Here is a 15,258-nt window from a genome sequence, read left to right on the forward strand (position 1 = left end):
CGGCACCGACCAAGGAGACGGAGGTACGGCCGCGACCCGGTACTTCCGAGACCACGAGGATCCTTCGCCGGGGGCATGCCCGGAGGTGGTGGCCGACCGTAGCATGACGGCGACTCCGGGACACCGGGGCGTGCGGCGCCCCCCGCGCCCCTCCCGGCCCCCACCCCCACGAGCGGAGAGACCCTCATGCCCCTTGTACGCGCCGCCTCGCTGACAGCCCTGTCAGGGTTGCTGCTCACCGCCGGCGCCGTCCCGGCCGGGGCCGCGCCCGACCCGGAACCGGACTGGCGGCTCTGCGCGGAGGTGGCCGCCGGTTGGGACGAGGACGACGAACGCACCCTGTGCGGGACCGTGACCGTGCCCGTCGACCACGACGACCCCGGCGGCCGCACCATCGAACTCGCCGTCACCCGGGTTCCGGCAGCGGAGGGGAACACCTATCCGGTGCTGTTCAACCCCGGCGGACCTGGACAGCAGGGCGTGACCATGCCCGGAGCCATCCTGGACAGTGAGGCGGGCGACCTCGGGCTGAGGCACGACCTCGTCGGGCTCGATCCGCGCGGCGTCGGCCACAGCGCGGCGCTGGAGTGCGACCACGACTACCGCGCGACCGATCCCACGGGGGATCCGAGCGCGGAGGAGCGGGCGCGTGCACTCGCCGAGGAGCACGCCCGGATCAACGCGGAGTGCCACGCCCACGACCCGGAGCTGGTCGAGTCCCTGACCGTGGAGAACGCGGCCCGTGACATGGACCTGGTCCGTCAGGCGCTGGGCGCCGAGACCATCGGCTTCTACGGGATCTCGTGGGGGTCCCTGCTCGGCGCGGCCTACCGTTCCCTGTACGACGACCGGGTCGAGGCCATGCTCCTGGACTCGGTGGTCTCCCCGGACACCAGTGTGTCCCGGCTGGAGGAGGGCCAGGCGGAGGCGGGCGAGGAGGTCTTCCACCGGTTCACCGACTGGGTGGCCGAGCACGACGCGGTCTACGGTCTCGGCACGGTGGGCGGGCCGGTGCGGGCGCGTGTGCTGGAGCTCCGTGACGAGCTGGCGGAGCATCCGCGCACCGCGCCCGACGGGACGGTGGTGGACGGCGACACCGTGACGGCGCTGCTGCCCACGCCCGAACGCGAGTGGCCCGACAACGCCGCCGCCCTGGTGACCCTGCTGGACGGGGGCGTCCCCGGGCCGGGGCGGCCTCCGGTGCAGGGGTTCGGCTGGGACACCGAGACCGACGGCGGCACGTTCTTCGCCCAGATGGCGCTGCTCTGCAACGACTCCGAGAGCCCGCGCGACTTCGACCAGGTGTGGCGGCACCGGACCGAACGGGCCGAGCGCCTGCCCGCCATGGGCACCCTGGGCTTCTACGAGCACCTGTGCGTGGGCTGGCCCACGGAGGGCCGGGCTCCGGAGCTGCGCCGGGGTGAGAGCCCGCTCCAGCTGGTCGGCCACACCCGTGAGATGGTCACCCCCCACCGCTGGGCCCTGGACATGCGCGAGGTCGTCGGCGGACGGGTGCTGAGCGTGGAGGACGACGGCCACGGCACGCTGGACGAGCTGCCCTGCGCCGAGGTGGCGGTGGAGTTCTTCGAGACCCGGGAGCCGGTCACCGAGACCTGCCCGGGCACCACTCCGCCCACCCCCTGAGCACGGCCGGTGTGTCCTCCGCCCCGTGGGAGGGCACACCGGTGGTCACTCCGCGCCCAGGTCGCGCAGCGCGCGTTCCCAGCGGTGTCGGCGCTCCTCGACGGGCATCTCCCACCAGGGTGTGCCCCTCTCCCCCAGCCCCTCCTTGGCGTGCCGCACGTTCGCCCTGGCCCGTTCCTCGGCCTCGGCGTCCCCGGCGCGCAGGGCCGAGGCCACACCGCGGCGCGCCTCCATGAGGAGGTCGACCAGGCGCTGGCGGACCGACTCCGGGAGTTCGGGGTCACTGGCCCGCCACCTTCGGCCCCCGACGACGACGTGGCGTCCGTCGGGGGTGCGTTCGGCGTCCGACATGCCCCGGAACCTGCCCTGGATCGCCGTTCCCCAACCGGGACCCCCCGAGCGCGGATATGACGCAGTTCACTCGGGCTTACACTGGGTCTGAAAGTTAACACCTATTACGGTTGGAGGCGCCGACATGCCCGGCATGTCGGACGCACGAGCGTTGGCGCCCTCGACCCCCGGAGCTCCCCATGATCGACCCCACCTCGTTCGGCACCGCACTGACCACGTTGGCGGTCATCGCGGCGATGGTGATCGCCTTCGGCCTGGCCGTCCTGTCCGACATGGCCATGCGCCGACGCGAGGACCGTGCGGCCTCCGACCGTCGGTCCACCGACGGCTGACCCTCCGCCACACTGACCGCTCTCCCCTTCCGCCCCACTATGGTGGGATTCGGCCGCATGGTGCGGCACGGTGATCGGCGCCCGCTCCGCCTTCCCAGAAGCTGAGACGGAGCCGTATGAACCCTCCCCCCTCCGTGCCCGGGCCCGCCCCCGGACGGAAGAAGCTCTCCCCCCTGGCCATGGTCGGCCTGGGATGCGGCGGCTGCGCGACCCTGACCCTTCTCGGGTTCGTCGCCCTGGTCGTGCTCGCACTCCTCCTGCCGCCGACGGCCGAGGAACCCGCGTCCGCGTCCCCCACGGAGGAGCCCGTCCTCGAACTGGTGGGACTCGACCTCCCGGACGCCGAGGACCAACTGGACGAGGCCGGTCTGGACCTCGGTGACCTCGTACTCGGCGCGCTCGCGGAGGACGTGGCCTGGACCCGATCGGCCATGGCCGTGTGCGGCCAGGAAGTCGACCGGGACACGGCGGCGCTCACCGTGGCGCCCGAGGGGGTCGACTGCCCCGAGGCCCCCGACGCCTCCGAGGAGTGGCCGACGCTGCCCGACTTCGTCGACGGGAGTGTCGGGGACGCCCGGGCGTGGATCGAGGGCGCGGGCCTCACCGTGGAGGTCACCAGCGCCTTCGGGGACACGGACGCCCCGGACCCGGCACGGGCCGACGGGCACACCGTGTGCGGTCAGGAACCGGACGGGAACGATGCCACCGCCCCGTTCTCCGACGCCTTCGCGGTGGAGCTCTTCGCGGTCCCCGGGGACCTGGACTGCCCCGGGGAGATCGGTGACCCCAGCCCGACTCCGGAACCCGAACCCGAACCCGAGCCGGAACCCGCGCCGGACCCGGAGCCCGAACCGGCACCGGCACCCGACCCCGATCCGGCACCCGCGCCGGACCCGGAACCCGCGCCGGTCCAGGGCGTGCACCCCGGATCCTTCTGCTCGCAGCACTGGCAGTACGGGCACACCAGCAACGGCACCCTCATGCAGTGCACCACCACAGCGGAGGACTCACGCTTCCGATGGCGCTCCGCCTGAGGCCGAGGAGCCCGGTGAGGGGCCCCGAGACGTGGGTCCCTCACCTCGGTCGCCCCCGGCTCAGTCCACCGTGGTCAGCCGTGTGAACAGGGCCGGGTCGACGTTGCCCCCCGACACCACGGCGACCGTGGCCTCGGGCCGCCCCGACACCGTCTCCACCTTCCCCGCCAGCACCGCCGCCGTGGCCAGCGCGCCACTGGGTTCGGAGACGAGTCGGGCCCCGTGGGCGAGCGCGGACACGGCCCGGGCGATCTCCTCCTCGGAGACCGTGACGATCTCGTCCAACCGGGCCGACAGGTGCGCGAAGGTGCGTTCGGACAGGCAGACGCGGACCCCGTCGGCCATGGTCCGGTGGGTGCGCTCCGGTGCCCAGGCGACCAGGCGCCCCTCGCGCAGGCTCTCGGCGGCGTCGGCCGCCAGCTCGGGCTCCACACCCACCACGCGCACCCGTGGGTGCGCCGCCCGCGCGGCCGTGGCCACGCCGGAGGCCAGTCCGCCGCCACCCACGGGCACCACGATGGTGGCGACCTCGGGCGACTGTTCCAGGACCTCCAGGCCCACGGTGCCCTGCCCGGCGATCACCCGGGGATCGTCGAAGGGCGGGATCAGCGCGCGGAGTTCACGGTCGCGAAGCTCGGTGGCGGTGGCCAGGCGTTCGGCGGGCGGCACGGTCACCACACGCGCGCCGTGTGCGCGAATCCGCTCCACCTTGACCTCCGGGGCGCCCTGCGGCACCACGACGGTGCAGGACACACCCTGACGGGCGGACGCGAGGGCCAGCGCGAGACCGTGGTTGCCCGAGGAGTGCGTGACCACCCCGCGTTCGCGCTGGACCGGGGTGAGCTGGGCGACGGCGTTGGTGGCGCCGCGCAGTTTGAAGGCGCCGGTGGGTTGCAGGCTCTCCGGCTTGAGGAGGAGGTCCGTCCCGTGGGGACCCACGGTGAGGGGCGTGCGCACGACGTGGCCCCGAATCCGGGAGGCCGCGGCGCGGACGTCTTCGGCGGTGACCAGTTCCATCCGGTGGGTATGCCCGCCCCCACCCCCGGCACACGGGATACTCGTCGGTGATGCGTACCGAACACACCCCCGCCGCCCTGCCCGGCCGGGACTTCTACAAGCTGATGTCGTCGGTGATCCTCCCGCGCCCGATCGCGTGGGTCTCCACCACCTCCGAGTCCGGCGTGGACAATTTGGCGCCGCACTCCTTCTTCACCATCTCCTGCACCGAACCGCCGATCGTGCAGTTCACCTCGGTGGGGCGCAAGGACTCCCTGCGCAACGCCGAGGCCACCGGGGAGTTCGTGGTCAACCTGGCCACCGAGCCGCTCCAGGACCAGGTCAACGCGACAGGGACGGAGTACCCGCCACACCTGAGCGAGTTCGACGAGCTGGGCATCGAGCGGGAGGCGAGCACGACGGTGCGGCCTCCCCGGGTGGCCGCGTCGCCCGTGGCGCTGGAGTGCGCCCTGCACTCGACCCTGCGCCTGGGTGACTCCACCGTGGTGTTCGGCCGGGTCCAGACGGTGGCCGTGGACGAGTCCGTCGTGGTGGACGGGCTTCCCGAGGCCACGCTGCTGCGTCCGATGGCGCGGCTCGGGCGCAACGAGTGGTCCACCCTGGGAGAGGTGCGGGCCGTCGACCGCATCCCCTACAGGCCCTGACCCCCGGAAACCCACTCGATTACCGGCAGGCAGTGAACCGGCGGAGGCGTTGTGGCATCTACCAGGCTGCATTCTGAATTCGCCCCCCATCTCTGGCCCCGGCGCCAAGGAACGATTGGATCATGGTGTCCCCCCGGTCGAATGAGCCACAGAACCAGTCCGATCCGGTGTTCGAGGAGCACGCTCCCCCTCCTCCCCTGGATTCACCGGAGCGAGTCGTACAACAACAGAAGGGTGAGGACCTCCTCAGCCTGGACGGCAGCATCCGTGACACCCCTCAGGCCAAGACAATCGCGATCGAAGCTCTCGCACGTCGTATGCGATCGGCCACACGGGAGCTCGCTCTCTCCGCATTCGGTCTCAAGGTCGGCACCGACATGATCGAAAGGCTCGGGGACGAGGACTACTACCTGGTCCCCGAGAACGAGAAATACCCCTCGATGGGTGCGGAGGTCCGCCATCGGGACGAGCTGAGCCCGGAGCAACGGGACCAGGCCAGCTCGAAGGCGATACGCATGGACCTGCCGGAGGCGGACACACTGGTTCGCCAGATCTCGGTCAGTGAAGTGATGGGCGCCTGGTCCTACGGTTCCAACAACAACATCCGCGTGTTGGCCATCCAGGAGGCCACGAAGGAGGAGTTCGGCCTGACTGAAGCCATGGACTGGCACATGGATCCCAAGGATCGTCAGGCCGTGCGGTTGGAACTCCTCTACAACCGCAACGCGCTGAAGGACTTCGTGCGCACCCAGTACGAAATGACCCAGGAGCTCCTGCGGGAGCGCGGAGTGACCGAGGTCGTCGGCTATCGGGCCATGACCTGGCCTGAGGGCGCTCCACGTCCGGAGTGGTCCGGGCTGGAGGTCGGCGAGAGCTTCGAGGCGCGGCACAGACCACTCGCGAGTTGGTCCGCCGACCGCCAGATCGTCGCCGACTGGCTGGAAACCCGTGGCGGCCCCGGAGTCGTTCTCGTGGACCGCACCCCGGCAAGCGACGTCCTCTCCGTCCCCTCGACAGGTATGGGCTACTTCGGTCAGAAGGAGTGGGTCACCCTCCCGGGTAACCGTCCGAGCACTCTGGACGGATTGTCTGCAGGGCAGTCACGAGATCTTTCCGCGGAGAGGACCGCGGCGAGCAGCGTGAACGTCGGAGCCCCTGCTCTGGGCGACGACACCGCCTCCCCTTCAAGCAACTCCGGCCAAGCCGCTCAGGAAGCCGGCAAGGACTGGCATCCCATGAGGATCACCGGCGAACTCGACCCCAGCAACCCGGACGACATCCAGGTTCTCCGGTACCTCGACGGAAGGGGCAACCCGCCCGAATGGTGGCCGAAGGACGACTCGGGTTATTCCATCACCAAGCGTGATCTCGACTTCCTGGGAATCAGTCCCATCCAGCTGCGGTGGATGGGCAAGAAAGAGGCCCCCATGGGCATGACTCCGGCGCTCTACGACCGTTTCGGCTCCGAGATGATGGAAGCGCTGGGTCGTGACGGGTTCGATCCGCGACAGGTCGACATCCGGCTGAAGGGAACCGGCTCCGGGTTCTTCTCCGGAAAGCACAAGACGCTGCCGACGGAACAGGAGATCGCCAACGACCCGGAGGCCAGTCGGCGGTATCGGGAGTGGTTCGGAGACACTGACGTCCGACCTCTGAGGCGACCGCACGACGCCATGTTCAGACTCGGGCTGGAGGAGGTGCCGAGCGACTTCGACATCGACATCAACAGCACCGCCATGATCCGCTCGGCTCGCAGGAAATGGCAGGAGAAGAATCTCGACAGATACTCGGGCGACTTCATGGGTGGCCATGGTTACCTCGACAAACAGGCGGTCCACGACGCCTTCCCAGCGCTCACGCAATGGGCGAAGAAGTGGGAGGGGCAACTGGGTCGGGAGATCTCCTTGGGCGCCTTCGAATCCAGCGGACCCGTCAACACAGCCAAACTCGGGCGCAGCATTTCGGGTCACCACAGCGACGCCGACTGGATCATTCACAATCCTGGACAGCCTCATCCGTCACTGGCCATGAAACCCGCTCGGAGGAAGCCGCAGCGGGAATCTCCCGGAGCGGGACAGGGGGGCGGGCGAGGCACCACGGCGGCTCATCTGGCGAATCTGGCGAAACGCAACCAGGGTTCTCCGGCCAGCAGGCCGCCCAGGGGCAGCGGCCGCAGTGCCGGCCAGCCCGGTGGAGGGCCCGACAGGCACCAGGGTATGGACCGCTGACGAAGTGGCACCCGTCTCACCACCGACAGCTGCCGAGTATTCCACGCTGCACGCACGGCACCGCACCGAACACCGCGTCTCACCCCGCAGTCCTCATCTCTCGACTACCTGACTGACGAAGGAACGCCCATGCTTCTGCCCGCACTGGTGGCTCTCTCCCACGGGAAACTGACGGACGAACGCCTGAACCAACTGCATGACATGCTCCAGCTCCAGCGGGGCACGGCCCGAACCGAGGGCCACGGAGCCGAGGCGAGCATCGCCCACCGCGGGTTCACGGACGAAACCGGGAACCCGCTGGTCCTTGATTTGGGACGGCTCGAGGACGACGGATGGATCTTCGCCCTGTACTTCGACGGCCGGCGGCCCTCACCCGCGACGGTGGAGGCTCACCGCGCCCTCTTCCGTGGACTCACCGAGTGGTTCGGGCTGGAGCTGATCGAGATCACCCCGGCGGCGACCGCGGACGAGGTCCATGTCGTGTCGGTCCCGCCTGTGGCTCTCGACGAGGACAGCGTGGGTGCGACCTGGGACTTCACCTATGACCGTCTGGAGCAGCTGTGGTCCCATGTAGGACTGGCTCGGGACGCTCCTCGTGAGGTCAAGGAAGTGAAGCTGCGCGCCCTGATGACCCTCCCGATCTGGGCTGTCGCTCCCGAACCGCTTCGCAGCGAGGCCGAGCAGTTCCTCCGCGAGGGCTGAGGCCACCCGTCCCCGGGGCCGTCAGACGGTGAGGTCGGCCTCGGGCGCGGGGAGGGTGGGCAGGAGCGGGGCCACGGTCGCGGGGTCGCCGCCGGTCCAGTCCATGGCCAGGATCTGGCGGACGCCGCGCCGTCCGGTCACCGCCCTCGCCAGCTCGTAGGCGGTGCCGCGCAGGGTGAGCCGGGGGTCCTCTCCGAGGACCCATTCCTGCCCGGTGTCGGTGGCGACCACCCGCACGGCGGGGCGGTCGGCCGACCAGACCTTCGCCAGCCCGCCCAGCGGGAAGTCCGCGAGCTGGTCGGCGTCCTCGGTCAGCGCGGCCAGGCCCAGGGCGCCCCGCAGGTCGTTCTCGTGGTGCCACAGGTCCAGGGCGAGCAGGGCGTAGCGCCTGCGCGTCCGGGTCCGCAACAGCTCCAGCAGGGCTGGAGCGCTCTCGCGCCACTGGTCGGTGATGGCACCGATGTCCAGGTGGGCGCGGTCCGCGACCTGGCGTGCCGTCACCTCGTCGCCGACCGGCGGGGTGACCGCTCCGCTCACCACGTCGGCGCCGAGCCCCGTGAGGTGGGCGTACACCTGCTGGACGGTCCAGTCCGGGCAGGCGGGGACGACGGTGGAGAGCTGGTCACGGTCGAGGGTGGGGGCCAGGTCGAGGAGGCGGTCCTGGCAGTTCTCGTAGATGCGCGCGGAGTCCATCGGCCCAGGCTACCTAACAGCGTTAGGAAGGGTGGGGCCGGTCCCGGAGCACGACGCCCCGGGACCGGTCCGACGTGTCACCGGTCAGGGCCGCTGACACTCCACGCCGGGCAGGATGTTGGCTCCCTCGAAGGTCGCGGTGAACCCGAAGGAGGTGGAGTCACCGGCGGCGAGCGTGCCGTTGTGGGCCACGTTGGAGGCCTCGAAGTGCGCGCCGTGGTTGACGAGCGAGGCGTTCCAGACGTTGGTGATCTCCTGGCGGTTGGCGAACACCCAGTCCACCATCCACCCGGTCACGCCGTCCTCGCCCGCGGTGACCTCGACCTCCGCCTGGAAGCCGTCGCTCCACGCGTTGGTGACCCGGTACTCCGCCGTGCAGTAGTCCTGCGCGGGCGGGTCAGTGGGGTCGGGGCCGGGCGGGTCCGTGGGCTCGGTGACGGGCGGGTCCGTGGGCTCGGGCTCCGTCGGGTCCGGGCCGGGCCCGGGTTCGGACCCCGGGTCGTCGCCGAAGACCACGTCGGAGCAGTTGTAGAAGGCCTCGGGGCTGTCGGAGCGCTCCCAGACCGAGTAGACGAGGTGACGCCCCTCCCGGTCGGGGAGGTCCACGTCCCAGTAGTACTCGGCGCCCGCCACTCCCCCGCTGCGCAGCGGGGGGTCGACGACCTCGTCGATCAGCTCCAGGTCGTCCCAGGTCAGGGGCGAGTTCGGGTTCCAGCCGTCCACCGTGACGTAGGTGAAGAAGGTTCCCGGGTGGGGCGCCCACGCGTTGTGGTGGAACTCCACGGTCGTGTTCGGCTGCAACGGGGTGGACGGCCAGTCGGTGCGGGCCGCGTTGAAGGCCGCGAACTGCTCGGTCGGGCCGCACAGCTCTCCGTCGGCCACGAACTCCTGGTGCTGGCCGGCGGAGTTGCTGATCAGGTTGCCGAACCAGTTCCAGAAGGCGTAGTCGCCGCCTTCGGAGAGGGCGTCGGCGCAGGCGGCGTTGACGGGCTGGAGGGCGCCCCCGGAACTTCCCCCGGTGGCGTCCTGGAAACAGGCGTAGGTGCGGGACGCGGGATAGGTGAAGGCCCCGTGGGCCTCGGCGGGTTCGGGCGCGGCGACGACGGCGTAGCCGACGGCCAGGCCTCCGAGCGCCAGGGCGGCGATGGTCTGACGTGACCGCATAGGTCACTCCTCGTGTGTGCGTTGGGGGAACCCGGCCGCGCACGGCGCGCGGCCGGGGGTCTCACGTACGTGCTCGTGGGCCGGGCTGCTCCGCTCCGTAGACGGGAGCCCGCACCGAGGTCTCGACGATGCCGTCGGGCCCGTGGAAGATCCGGTCTCCCCAGGGGGTCAGGGAGTCGACGTCGAAGTCCTCGACCATGTCCAGGTAGGCGACCCCGCCGCTGTTTCCGCTCCACGACCAGCCCACGTAGCCGAGGCCGAGCCGTTCGGTGTGCCGCATGATGGCGTCCTCGTCGGGGTCGCCGTCACTGTGGTCGAACCCGAACTCACCGACGACGAGGGGCAGACCACGGTCAGTGAAGGACTCCAGGTAGTCGACGATCACCGACTCCTGTTCGTAGACGCCGTACATGTGGATGGAGAACACGGTGTTGGCGTGGGGGTCGGCGTCGAAGACTCCCTGGGCGCCGTCGCGCATGGTGTGCGTCCAGTCCTGTCCCCAGTTCGGGGCGTCCACGACCAACGTGTGGTCGAAGCCCGCCGCGCGCAGGCGCTGGATCGCCTCCGAGGTGGCGGAGGCCCACGACGCGTTGGTCGCCTCGTCGTTGCCGAAGGGCTCGTTGGCGATGTTGACCAGGACGTGGTCCTCCTCCCCCGCGACCGCGTCCTGGATCCGCAGCCAGTAGTCGACGGCTTGGTCCAGCGTCGCGGCCTCGGGGTCCTCCCCGTAGCCGGTGGTGTCGTGCACCTCCAACATGCAGACGAGTCGGTTCTCCTTGCAGTCGGCGACGACCGCCGCGACGTCCGCGACGTCGTTCTCCTGCCAGCGGTCGCCGCTGCTGAGGACCACGCGGACGGTGTTGGCGCCCAGCGACCCGATGTCGGCCAGGGCTCCGGTCTCGTGGGTGAACCAGGTGTGCGGGTGGCTGACCCCGCGGATGACGAAGTCGTTCCCCGCGGCGTCGACCAGGCGCCCGTCGCTGACCCGGAACCCGGTGTCGGCGTGGGCGGGGATCATGTGTACGAACAGCGCGGTCACGAGTGCGAGGACCGTGGTGAGGGCGAGTGTCAGGCGTTGCTTCACGAGGGCTCCGTTCGGAGGGGTGGCCCCTGCCGGGCGCCCGCCGCGGGGGGACGGCGGCGGGCGCCCGATCCGGGAGGGCCTCCTACTGGACGGGCGGGTGCGCGTTGGCCAGCAGCTCCTGGAACTGTGCGGAGAACCAGTGGCCGGAGACGGGCGAGTCGGGCAGCGCGCCGCTCATGTTGTGGTTGTTGCGGGGGTTCCCCTCGTAGGTGGGGTCGCACATCCGGTCGAACCCCTTGCCCTCGTCGTTGGGGATCTCCGTGCTGGAGCCGTCCGACTCACCCGGGGGCTTCATCCACACGTAGGCGTCGATCCCCGGCTCGGGCGCGGTGGTGGGCCGCTCGCCCAGACCGGCACCGGCCTGGTTGCACCAGTTCCCGTACTGGATGCGGCGGTCGAAGCGGCCGCCGTCGACGTAGGCGTTCACGTCAGTGGTGGGTCCGGCACTGGTGGGCCGTTCGGCACCGCCCCAGCCGTTGCGGGAGGTGTCGATGAGCATCCCGATGCCCGGGTCGAACCCCTGGGAGACCAGTTCGCCGCGCAGGGCCTGGGCGAAGGAGAGCTCGTCGACGTAGTTGTTCCAGTCCACCCAGCTGGACTGGCGCACCGGGGTCCCGTTGATGGTCTCCCCGATCGCGAAGTGCTCCTCCTTCAGGGCCGAGTAGTTGGCGGTGTTGGCGATGAAACCGTGCACGTCGTCGGGGGTGGCCCCGTTGGCGTTGGCGGCCTCGTGGAACAGGGCCGCGGAGGGCGCGAAGTTGTCCTCCCAGCCGATCCAGCCGTGGTGGCCGGCGTCCACGTAGTTGTAGACGTTGTCGATCGCGCCGAGCTGGGCCAGCGCGTAACCGACGCCGTTGACGTAGTTGCCGTTGGCCAGCATGACGTCGCACTCGGGGGTGGCGGTGTTGCGGGGGGACACATTGGTAATCAGATTGGGCAGCGAGTCGAGCTCGATCGTCGTGACGATCCGCAGGGAGGTGTCCTCGTAGTCGCTCAGGATGTCCGCGATCGGGTCGATGTACTCGGACTCGTAACGGTCGATCTCGTCGGGCCCGAGCTCGCCGTTGGAGGCCAGAGCGGCACAGTCGCGACCAGGCAGGTTGTAGACGACCAGCTGGAAGACCAGCGGTTCTCCGGCGGCCTGCGCGACCGCCTCGTCGAGGTGGTCGCGCAGCCCCATGTCACCTGTGGTGGGACTGTCGTTGCCCTCGATGGCGCTGATGCGGTCCAGCCAGATCCCGGTGGGCTCGTCCGCGACGGCCTCACCGCCGGGTTCAGCGGCGGCGTTGGCGGACCAGATCGGGTTCACGTAGACGTCAGCGCCCACGTACGGGTTGTCCACCCGTTCGTTGGCGGCGGACGCCCCGTCGGGGGCGGCGACCGCGGGGGCGGCGGTCAGCGCGGTGGTCGCGCCCAGCAGGAGGGCGGAGGCCGTGGCGAGCGCGCGCCGCGACCTGGTCGGGTGTGCGTGGGAAGAGAATCTGCTCATCGTCGTTTCCTCGCGTAGGGGGGTGCCAAGGAGAGTGAGCTTGCGGGGGCGTCGCACGGTCCCGGAGGGGGCCGGGAGGGCGACGCGACGTGCGGACCCGGCCGGGGTTGACCCCTCGGATCCGGTCGCGCACCGGTCGGTCGTGGCGCTGTCCGGACTGCGAGCCGAGGGCGCCACCCCGGATTCGGGAGCGCTCCCATGCTTCGCTTTCCGGAAAGTTAACACCATTGAAAACCGGCTGCAATGGGTGACGGACAGAAAACTCTGCGGAGGTTTCGTCCGATTCCGGAAGCCGCTGGTCCGCCCGCCGAGCTGTGACCGGTCCGTACCACCTCCGGCCTACGGAGCCCCGTGCCCTCCGCCCGAAGTGTCCACGGCCCGGCCGCCCAACTGGGCAGACACCCGGGCCGCCACGGCGGCGACCTCCGGCCCCAGCCCGCGCACCCGCGCCACGGGCAACTGGCTGGCCAGCGCGGACACGCTGATCGCCGCCACGGGATCGCGGTTGTGGTCGAAGACCGGCGCGGCCACGCACCGCACCTCGGGCTCGTTCTCGCGGTCGTCGATCGCGTACCCCCGCTCGCGCACCCGGCGCAGCTCCTCCGCGAGGACCACCGGATCGGTCACCGTCCGGGCGGTGACGGCGGGCAGCCCCGCCGCCACGACGTCGGCCACCAGGTCGTCCGGGCCGAAGGCCAGGATCGCCCGCCCCACCGCCGTGCGGTAGGCGGGCATCCGGGCGCCGATCCGCGACGCCATCCGCACCGTCGCGGCGTTCTCGACCTTGTCCACGTAGACGACGTCGTGTCCGTCCAACAGCACCAGGTGGCAGGTGTGACCGGTGTGGCGCATCAGGCCGCGCAGGTGTTCCGAGGCGACCGAGCGCAGGTCCATGTGGTCGAGGTAGGACTGCCACAGCAGCAGCGCGGCCGTGCCCACCCGGAACCGGCCGGTGCGCCGGTCCCGGGTGAGCAGGCCGTACTCCACCAGCGGCACGGACAGGCGCAGCACGGTGCTCTTGTTCACGCCCAGGCCCTCGGCCAGTTCGGTCAGGGTGGTGCCGCCGCGCTCGGGCGGGGTGGAGCGGACCTGCTCCACCACCGCCAGGGCGCGACGCAGCGACGCCGACGCGTTGCGGCGGGGCGCGGGCTCGGAACTCACCCCTTGACCGCCCCGCCCAGACCGTTGGCCAGCCGGTGCTGCACGAACAGGAAGAACACCAGGACGGGCAGGGTCATCAGGACCGACCCCGCCATGATGCCGCCCCAGTCGTTCTCGTCCGGCTTGAACAGGGACAGCAGCGCGATGGGCAGGGTCTGGTTCTCCTGCGCGGAGATGATGAAGGTGCGGGCGAACAGGAAGTCGTTCCACGTCATGATGAACGAGAAGATACTGCACGCCACCACGCCGGGGGCGACCAGCGGGAAGAGCACCCGGGTGACGAAGGTGAGGCTGCCCGCGCCGTCCAGCCAGGCCGCCTCCTCCAGCTCCCGCGGCACCGACGCGACGAAGGCGCGCAGCATCCACACGGCCAGCGGGATGGCGAAAGCGGTGTGCACGAGCATGAGCGAACCCAGCTGGTTCAGCCCGATCCCCGGGATGCCGTACCCCAGGGTGCGCATCAGGAAGAACAACGGGATGGTCAGTGCCTCCACCGGCACCATCTGCGCCGTCAGCACCATGACGAGCAGGGTCGTGCGCAGCCGGAAGCGGTAGCGGGTGAGCGCCACCGCCGCCAGGAAGGCGCACAGGGTGGAGGCGGTCACGACCACGACCGCCACCAGCACGCTGTTGAGCAGGTACTGCCCGAAGCCGTCGATCAGCAGCACCCTGCGGAACGACTCCAGGGTCGGTTCGAGCGTGTAGGGGGTGGGGTCACCTGCCTCCAGGGCCGCCCGCGGCTTGAGCGCCGAGAGCAGCATCCAGTACAGCGGCAGGGCGACGACCAGCGCCACCAGCAGCCCGGCGACGTCGTTCCTGAGTCTGCGGAGCGTCACAGTACCTCCCCTTGGCGGCGCAGCGCGCGCAGGTACACGAGGGTGATCAGCAGCAGGAGCAGGGTCGTGATCACGCCGATCGCCGATCCCAGGCCGTACTGCCCGGAGGCGAACGCCTTCTGGTACGCGTACACGTTGAGGACCAGGTTCTGTCCGGCGATCCCGCCGCCCCCGGTCATGACGTAGATCTGGGTGAAGATCTTGAAGTCCCAGATGATGGACTGGATGGTGACGATGGTGACGGCCGGGCGCAGCATCGGCAGCATCACCGACCACGCGATCCTGGACGTGGAGGCTCCGTCCAGCCGGGCGGCCTCCACCACCTCCTCCGGAATGGCCCGGATCCCGGCGTAGAGCGTGACCATGACGAACGGGAACGAACACCACACCACCTGGGCTCCGACCAGGGCGAACGCGGACCACTTGTCGTAGGTCCACGAGTGCCCGGAGAAGTCACCGAGGCCCAGCCAGGTCAGGGCCTGGTTCACCGGACCCAGGGTGGGGTCGAACAGGTGCAGCCAGACGGCGCTGCCGGTGACGGCGGGGGTGGCCCAGGCTCCCAGGGCCGCCAGGAAGAGCACCGTGCGCACCCACGGGGTCAGGCGGGTGGCCAGCACCGCGAGCGCGCCGCCCACGGCGAGGGTGCCGAGCACGCAGGCGGCGGCGAAGCCGACCGTGTTGAGCAGCACCTCCCAGAACTGGGGGTCGGCCAGCAGCGCACGGTAGTTGGCCCAGCCGACGAACTCCAGGGGTTCGGCGCCGGTGACCTGGGGCTGGCCGTAGTCGAAGAACGACACCAGGACCAGCTGGTAGAGCGGGTAGACGAGCATGACGCCCAGCACCAGCGCGGCTGGCACCAGGTACATCCAGGGTTCGACG

15 protein-coding genes are annotated in these 15,258 nt (G+C 70.4%); 6 read left to right on the forward strand and 9 right to left on the reverse strand.

Annotated elements, in window-relative coordinates; translation table 11 throughout:
- The first annotated feature begins 186 nt into the window (after positions 1-186).
- A complete protein-coding gene (locus ACFW3L_RS05360) occupies positions 187-1,644 on the forward strand; it encodes an alpha/beta fold hydrolase (protein WP_378736636.1) in 1,458 nt (485 codons plus the stop codon).
- Positions 1,645-1,689: 45 nt separating this feature from the next.
- Here the strand turns inward: ACFW3L_RS05360 and ACFW3L_RS05365 are convergent, their stop codons facing one another.
- The gene (locus ACFW3L_RS05365) at positions 1,690-1,995 is read right to left on the reverse strand and encodes a hypothetical protein (protein WP_378736638.1); all 306 of its coding nucleotides are present in this window, start codon (positions 1,993-1,995) and stop codon (positions 1,690-1,692) included.
- 179 nt (positions 1,996-2,174) lie between these two features.
- Between ACFW3L_RS05365 and ACFW3L_RS05370 the strand changes: the two genes are divergently transcribed.
- Positions 2,175-2,327, forward strand: a complete 153-nt coding sequence (locus tag ACFW3L_RS05370; RefSeq protein ID WP_378736640.1) for a hypothetical protein — start codon at positions 2,175-2,177, stop codon at positions 2,325-2,327.
- A gap of 116 nt (positions 2,328-2,443) precedes the next feature.
- Positions 2,444-3,361 (forward strand): serine/threonine kinase, encoded by a 918-nt coding sequence (locus ACFW3L_RS05375; RefSeq protein WP_378736642.1) that lies wholly within the window; start codon positions 2,444-2,446, stop codon positions 3,359-3,361.
- A gap of 60 nt (positions 3,362-3,421) precedes the next feature.
- On the opposite strand, the gene ACFW3L_RS05380 is transcribed toward ACFW3L_RS05375, so the two are convergent.
- Complete coding sequence (locus ACFW3L_RS05380; protein WP_378736644.1) at positions 3,422-4,378, reverse strand: threonine/serine dehydratase; 957 nt, start codon at positions 4,376-4,378, stop codon at positions 3,422-3,424.
- Between the two features lie 50 nt (positions 4,379-4,428).
- Between ACFW3L_RS05380 and ACFW3L_RS05385 the strand changes: the two genes are divergently transcribed.
- The 3 genes from ACFW3L_RS05385 (at position 4,429) to ACFW3L_RS05395 (ending at position 7,952) form a co-directional block, all read left to right on the forward strand.
- Positions 4,429-5,022, forward strand: coding sequence for a flavin reductase family protein (locus ACFW3L_RS05385; RefSeq protein WP_378736646.1), 594 nt, complete (start codon positions 4,429-4,431; stop codon positions 5,020-5,022).
- A gap of 122 nt (positions 5,023-5,144) precedes the next feature.
- Entirely contained in the window at positions 5,145-7,250 is a 2,106-nt protein-coding gene (locus tag ACFW3L_RS05390; RefSeq protein ID WP_378736647.1) for a hypothetical protein, read from the forward strand.
- 129 nt (positions 7,251-7,379) lie between these two features.
- Positions 7,380-7,952 (forward strand): hypothetical protein, encoded by a 573-nt coding sequence (locus ACFW3L_RS05395; protein WP_378736649.1) that lies wholly within the window; start codon positions 7,380-7,382, stop codon positions 7,950-7,952.
- 21 nt (positions 7,953-7,973) lie between these two features.
- Here ACFW3L_RS05395 and ACFW3L_RS05400 read toward each other — a convergent pair whose 3' ends face one another.
- The 7 genes from ACFW3L_RS05400 to ACFW3L_RS05430 all read right to left on the reverse strand — a co-directional run bounded on the left by ACFW3L_RS05400 (position 7,974) and on the right by ACFW3L_RS05430 (position 15,245).
- Positions 7,974-8,645, reverse strand: coding sequence for a maleylpyruvate isomerase family mycothiol-dependent enzyme (locus ACFW3L_RS05400; protein ID WP_378736651.1), 672 nt, complete (start codon positions 8,643-8,645; stop codon positions 7,974-7,976).
- A gap of 84 nt (positions 8,646-8,729) precedes the next feature.
- The gene (locus tag ACFW3L_RS05405) at positions 8,730-9,809 is read right to left on the reverse strand and encodes a lytic polysaccharide monooxygenase (RefSeq protein ID WP_378736652.1); all 1,080 of its coding nucleotides are present in this window, start codon (positions 9,807-9,809) and stop codon (positions 8,730-8,732) included.
- Between the two features lie 61 nt (positions 9,810-9,870).
- On the reverse strand, positions 9,871-10,893 hold the full coding sequence (locus ACFW3L_RS05410; RefSeq protein WP_378736654.1) for a glycoside hydrolase family 5 protein: 1,023 nt from the start codon (positions 10,891-10,893) through the stop codon (positions 9,871-9,873).
- An 82-nt stretch (positions 10,894-10,975) separates the two neighbouring features.
- The gene (locus ACFW3L_RS05415; protein WP_378736656.1) at positions 10,976-12,382 is read right to left on the reverse strand and encodes a glycoside hydrolase family 6 protein; all 1,407 of its coding nucleotides are present in this window, start codon (positions 12,380-12,382) and stop codon (positions 10,976-10,978) included.
- A gap of 339 nt (positions 12,383-12,721) precedes the next feature.
- Complete coding sequence (locus tag ACFW3L_RS05420; RefSeq protein ID WP_378736659.1) at positions 12,722-13,543, reverse strand: IclR family transcriptional regulator; 822 nt, start codon at positions 13,541-13,543, stop codon at positions 12,722-12,724.
- Positions 13,540-14,379, reverse strand: a complete 840-nt coding sequence (locus ACFW3L_RS05425; protein WP_378736661.1) for a carbohydrate ABC transporter permease — start codon at positions 14,377-14,379, stop codon at positions 13,540-13,542. The genes ACFW3L_RS05420 and ACFW3L_RS05425 overlap by 4 nt, the downstream gene beginning before the upstream one ends.
- A complete protein-coding gene (locus ACFW3L_RS05430; RefSeq protein ID WP_378736943.1) occupies positions 14,376-15,245 on the reverse strand; it encodes a carbohydrate ABC transporter permease in 870 nt (289 codons plus the stop codon). The genes ACFW3L_RS05425 and ACFW3L_RS05430 overlap by 4 nt, the downstream gene beginning before the upstream one ends.
- Positions 15,246-15,258 lie beyond the last annotated feature (13 nt).

This window comes from Nocardiopsis sp. NPDC058789 (assembly GCF_042745575.1).
Lineage (GTDB): Bacteria > Actinomycetota > Actinomycetes > Streptosporangiales > Streptosporangiaceae > Nocardiopsis > Nocardiopsis eucommiae.

Coding starts and splice junctions, on each gene's coding strand:
- ACFW3L_RS05360 (WP_378736636.1), top strand. CDS start 187: ATGCCCCTTGTACGCGCCGCCTCGCTGACAGCCCTGTCAGGGTTGCTG.
- ACFW3L_RS05365 (WP_378736638.1), bottom strand. CDS start 1,995: ATGTCGGACGCCGAACGCACCCCCGACGGACGCCACGTCGTCGTCGGG.
- ACFW3L_RS05370 (WP_378736640.1), top strand. CDS start 2,175: ATGATCGACCCCACCTCGTTCGGCACCGCACTGACCACGTTGGCGGTC.
- ACFW3L_RS05375 (WP_378736642.1), top strand. CDS start 2,444: ATGAACCCTCCCCCCTCCGTGCCCGGGCCCGCCCCCGGACGGAAGAAG.
- ACFW3L_RS05380 (WP_378736644.1), bottom strand. CDS start 4,378: ATGGAACTGGTCACCGCCGAAGACGTCCGCGCCGCGGCCTCCCGGATT.
- ACFW3L_RS05385 (WP_378736646.1), top strand. CDS start 4,429: ATGCGTACCGAACACACCCCCGCCGCCCTGCCCGGCCGGGACTTCTAC.
- ACFW3L_RS05390 (WP_378736647.1), top strand. CDS start 5,145: ATGGTGTCCCCCCGGTCGAATGAGCCACAGAACCAGTCCGATCCGGTG.
- ACFW3L_RS05395 (WP_378736649.1), top strand. CDS start 7,380: ATGCTTCTGCCCGCACTGGTGGCTCTCTCCCACGGGAAACTGACGGAC.
- ACFW3L_RS05400 (WP_378736651.1), bottom strand. CDS start 8,645: ATGGACTCCGCGCGCATCTACGAGAACTGCCAGGACCGCCTCCTCGAC.
- ACFW3L_RS05405 (WP_378736652.1), bottom strand. CDS start 9,809: ATGCGGTCACGTCAGACCATCGCCGCCCTGGCGCTCGGAGGCCTGGCC.
- ACFW3L_RS05415 (WP_378736656.1), bottom strand. CDS start 12,382: ATGAGCAGATTCTCTTCCCACGCACACCCGACCAGGTCGCGGCGCGCG.
- ACFW3L_RS05430 (WP_378736943.1), bottom strand. CDS start 15,245: ATGTACCTGGTGCCAGCCGCGCTGGTGCTGGGCGTCATGCTCGTCTAC.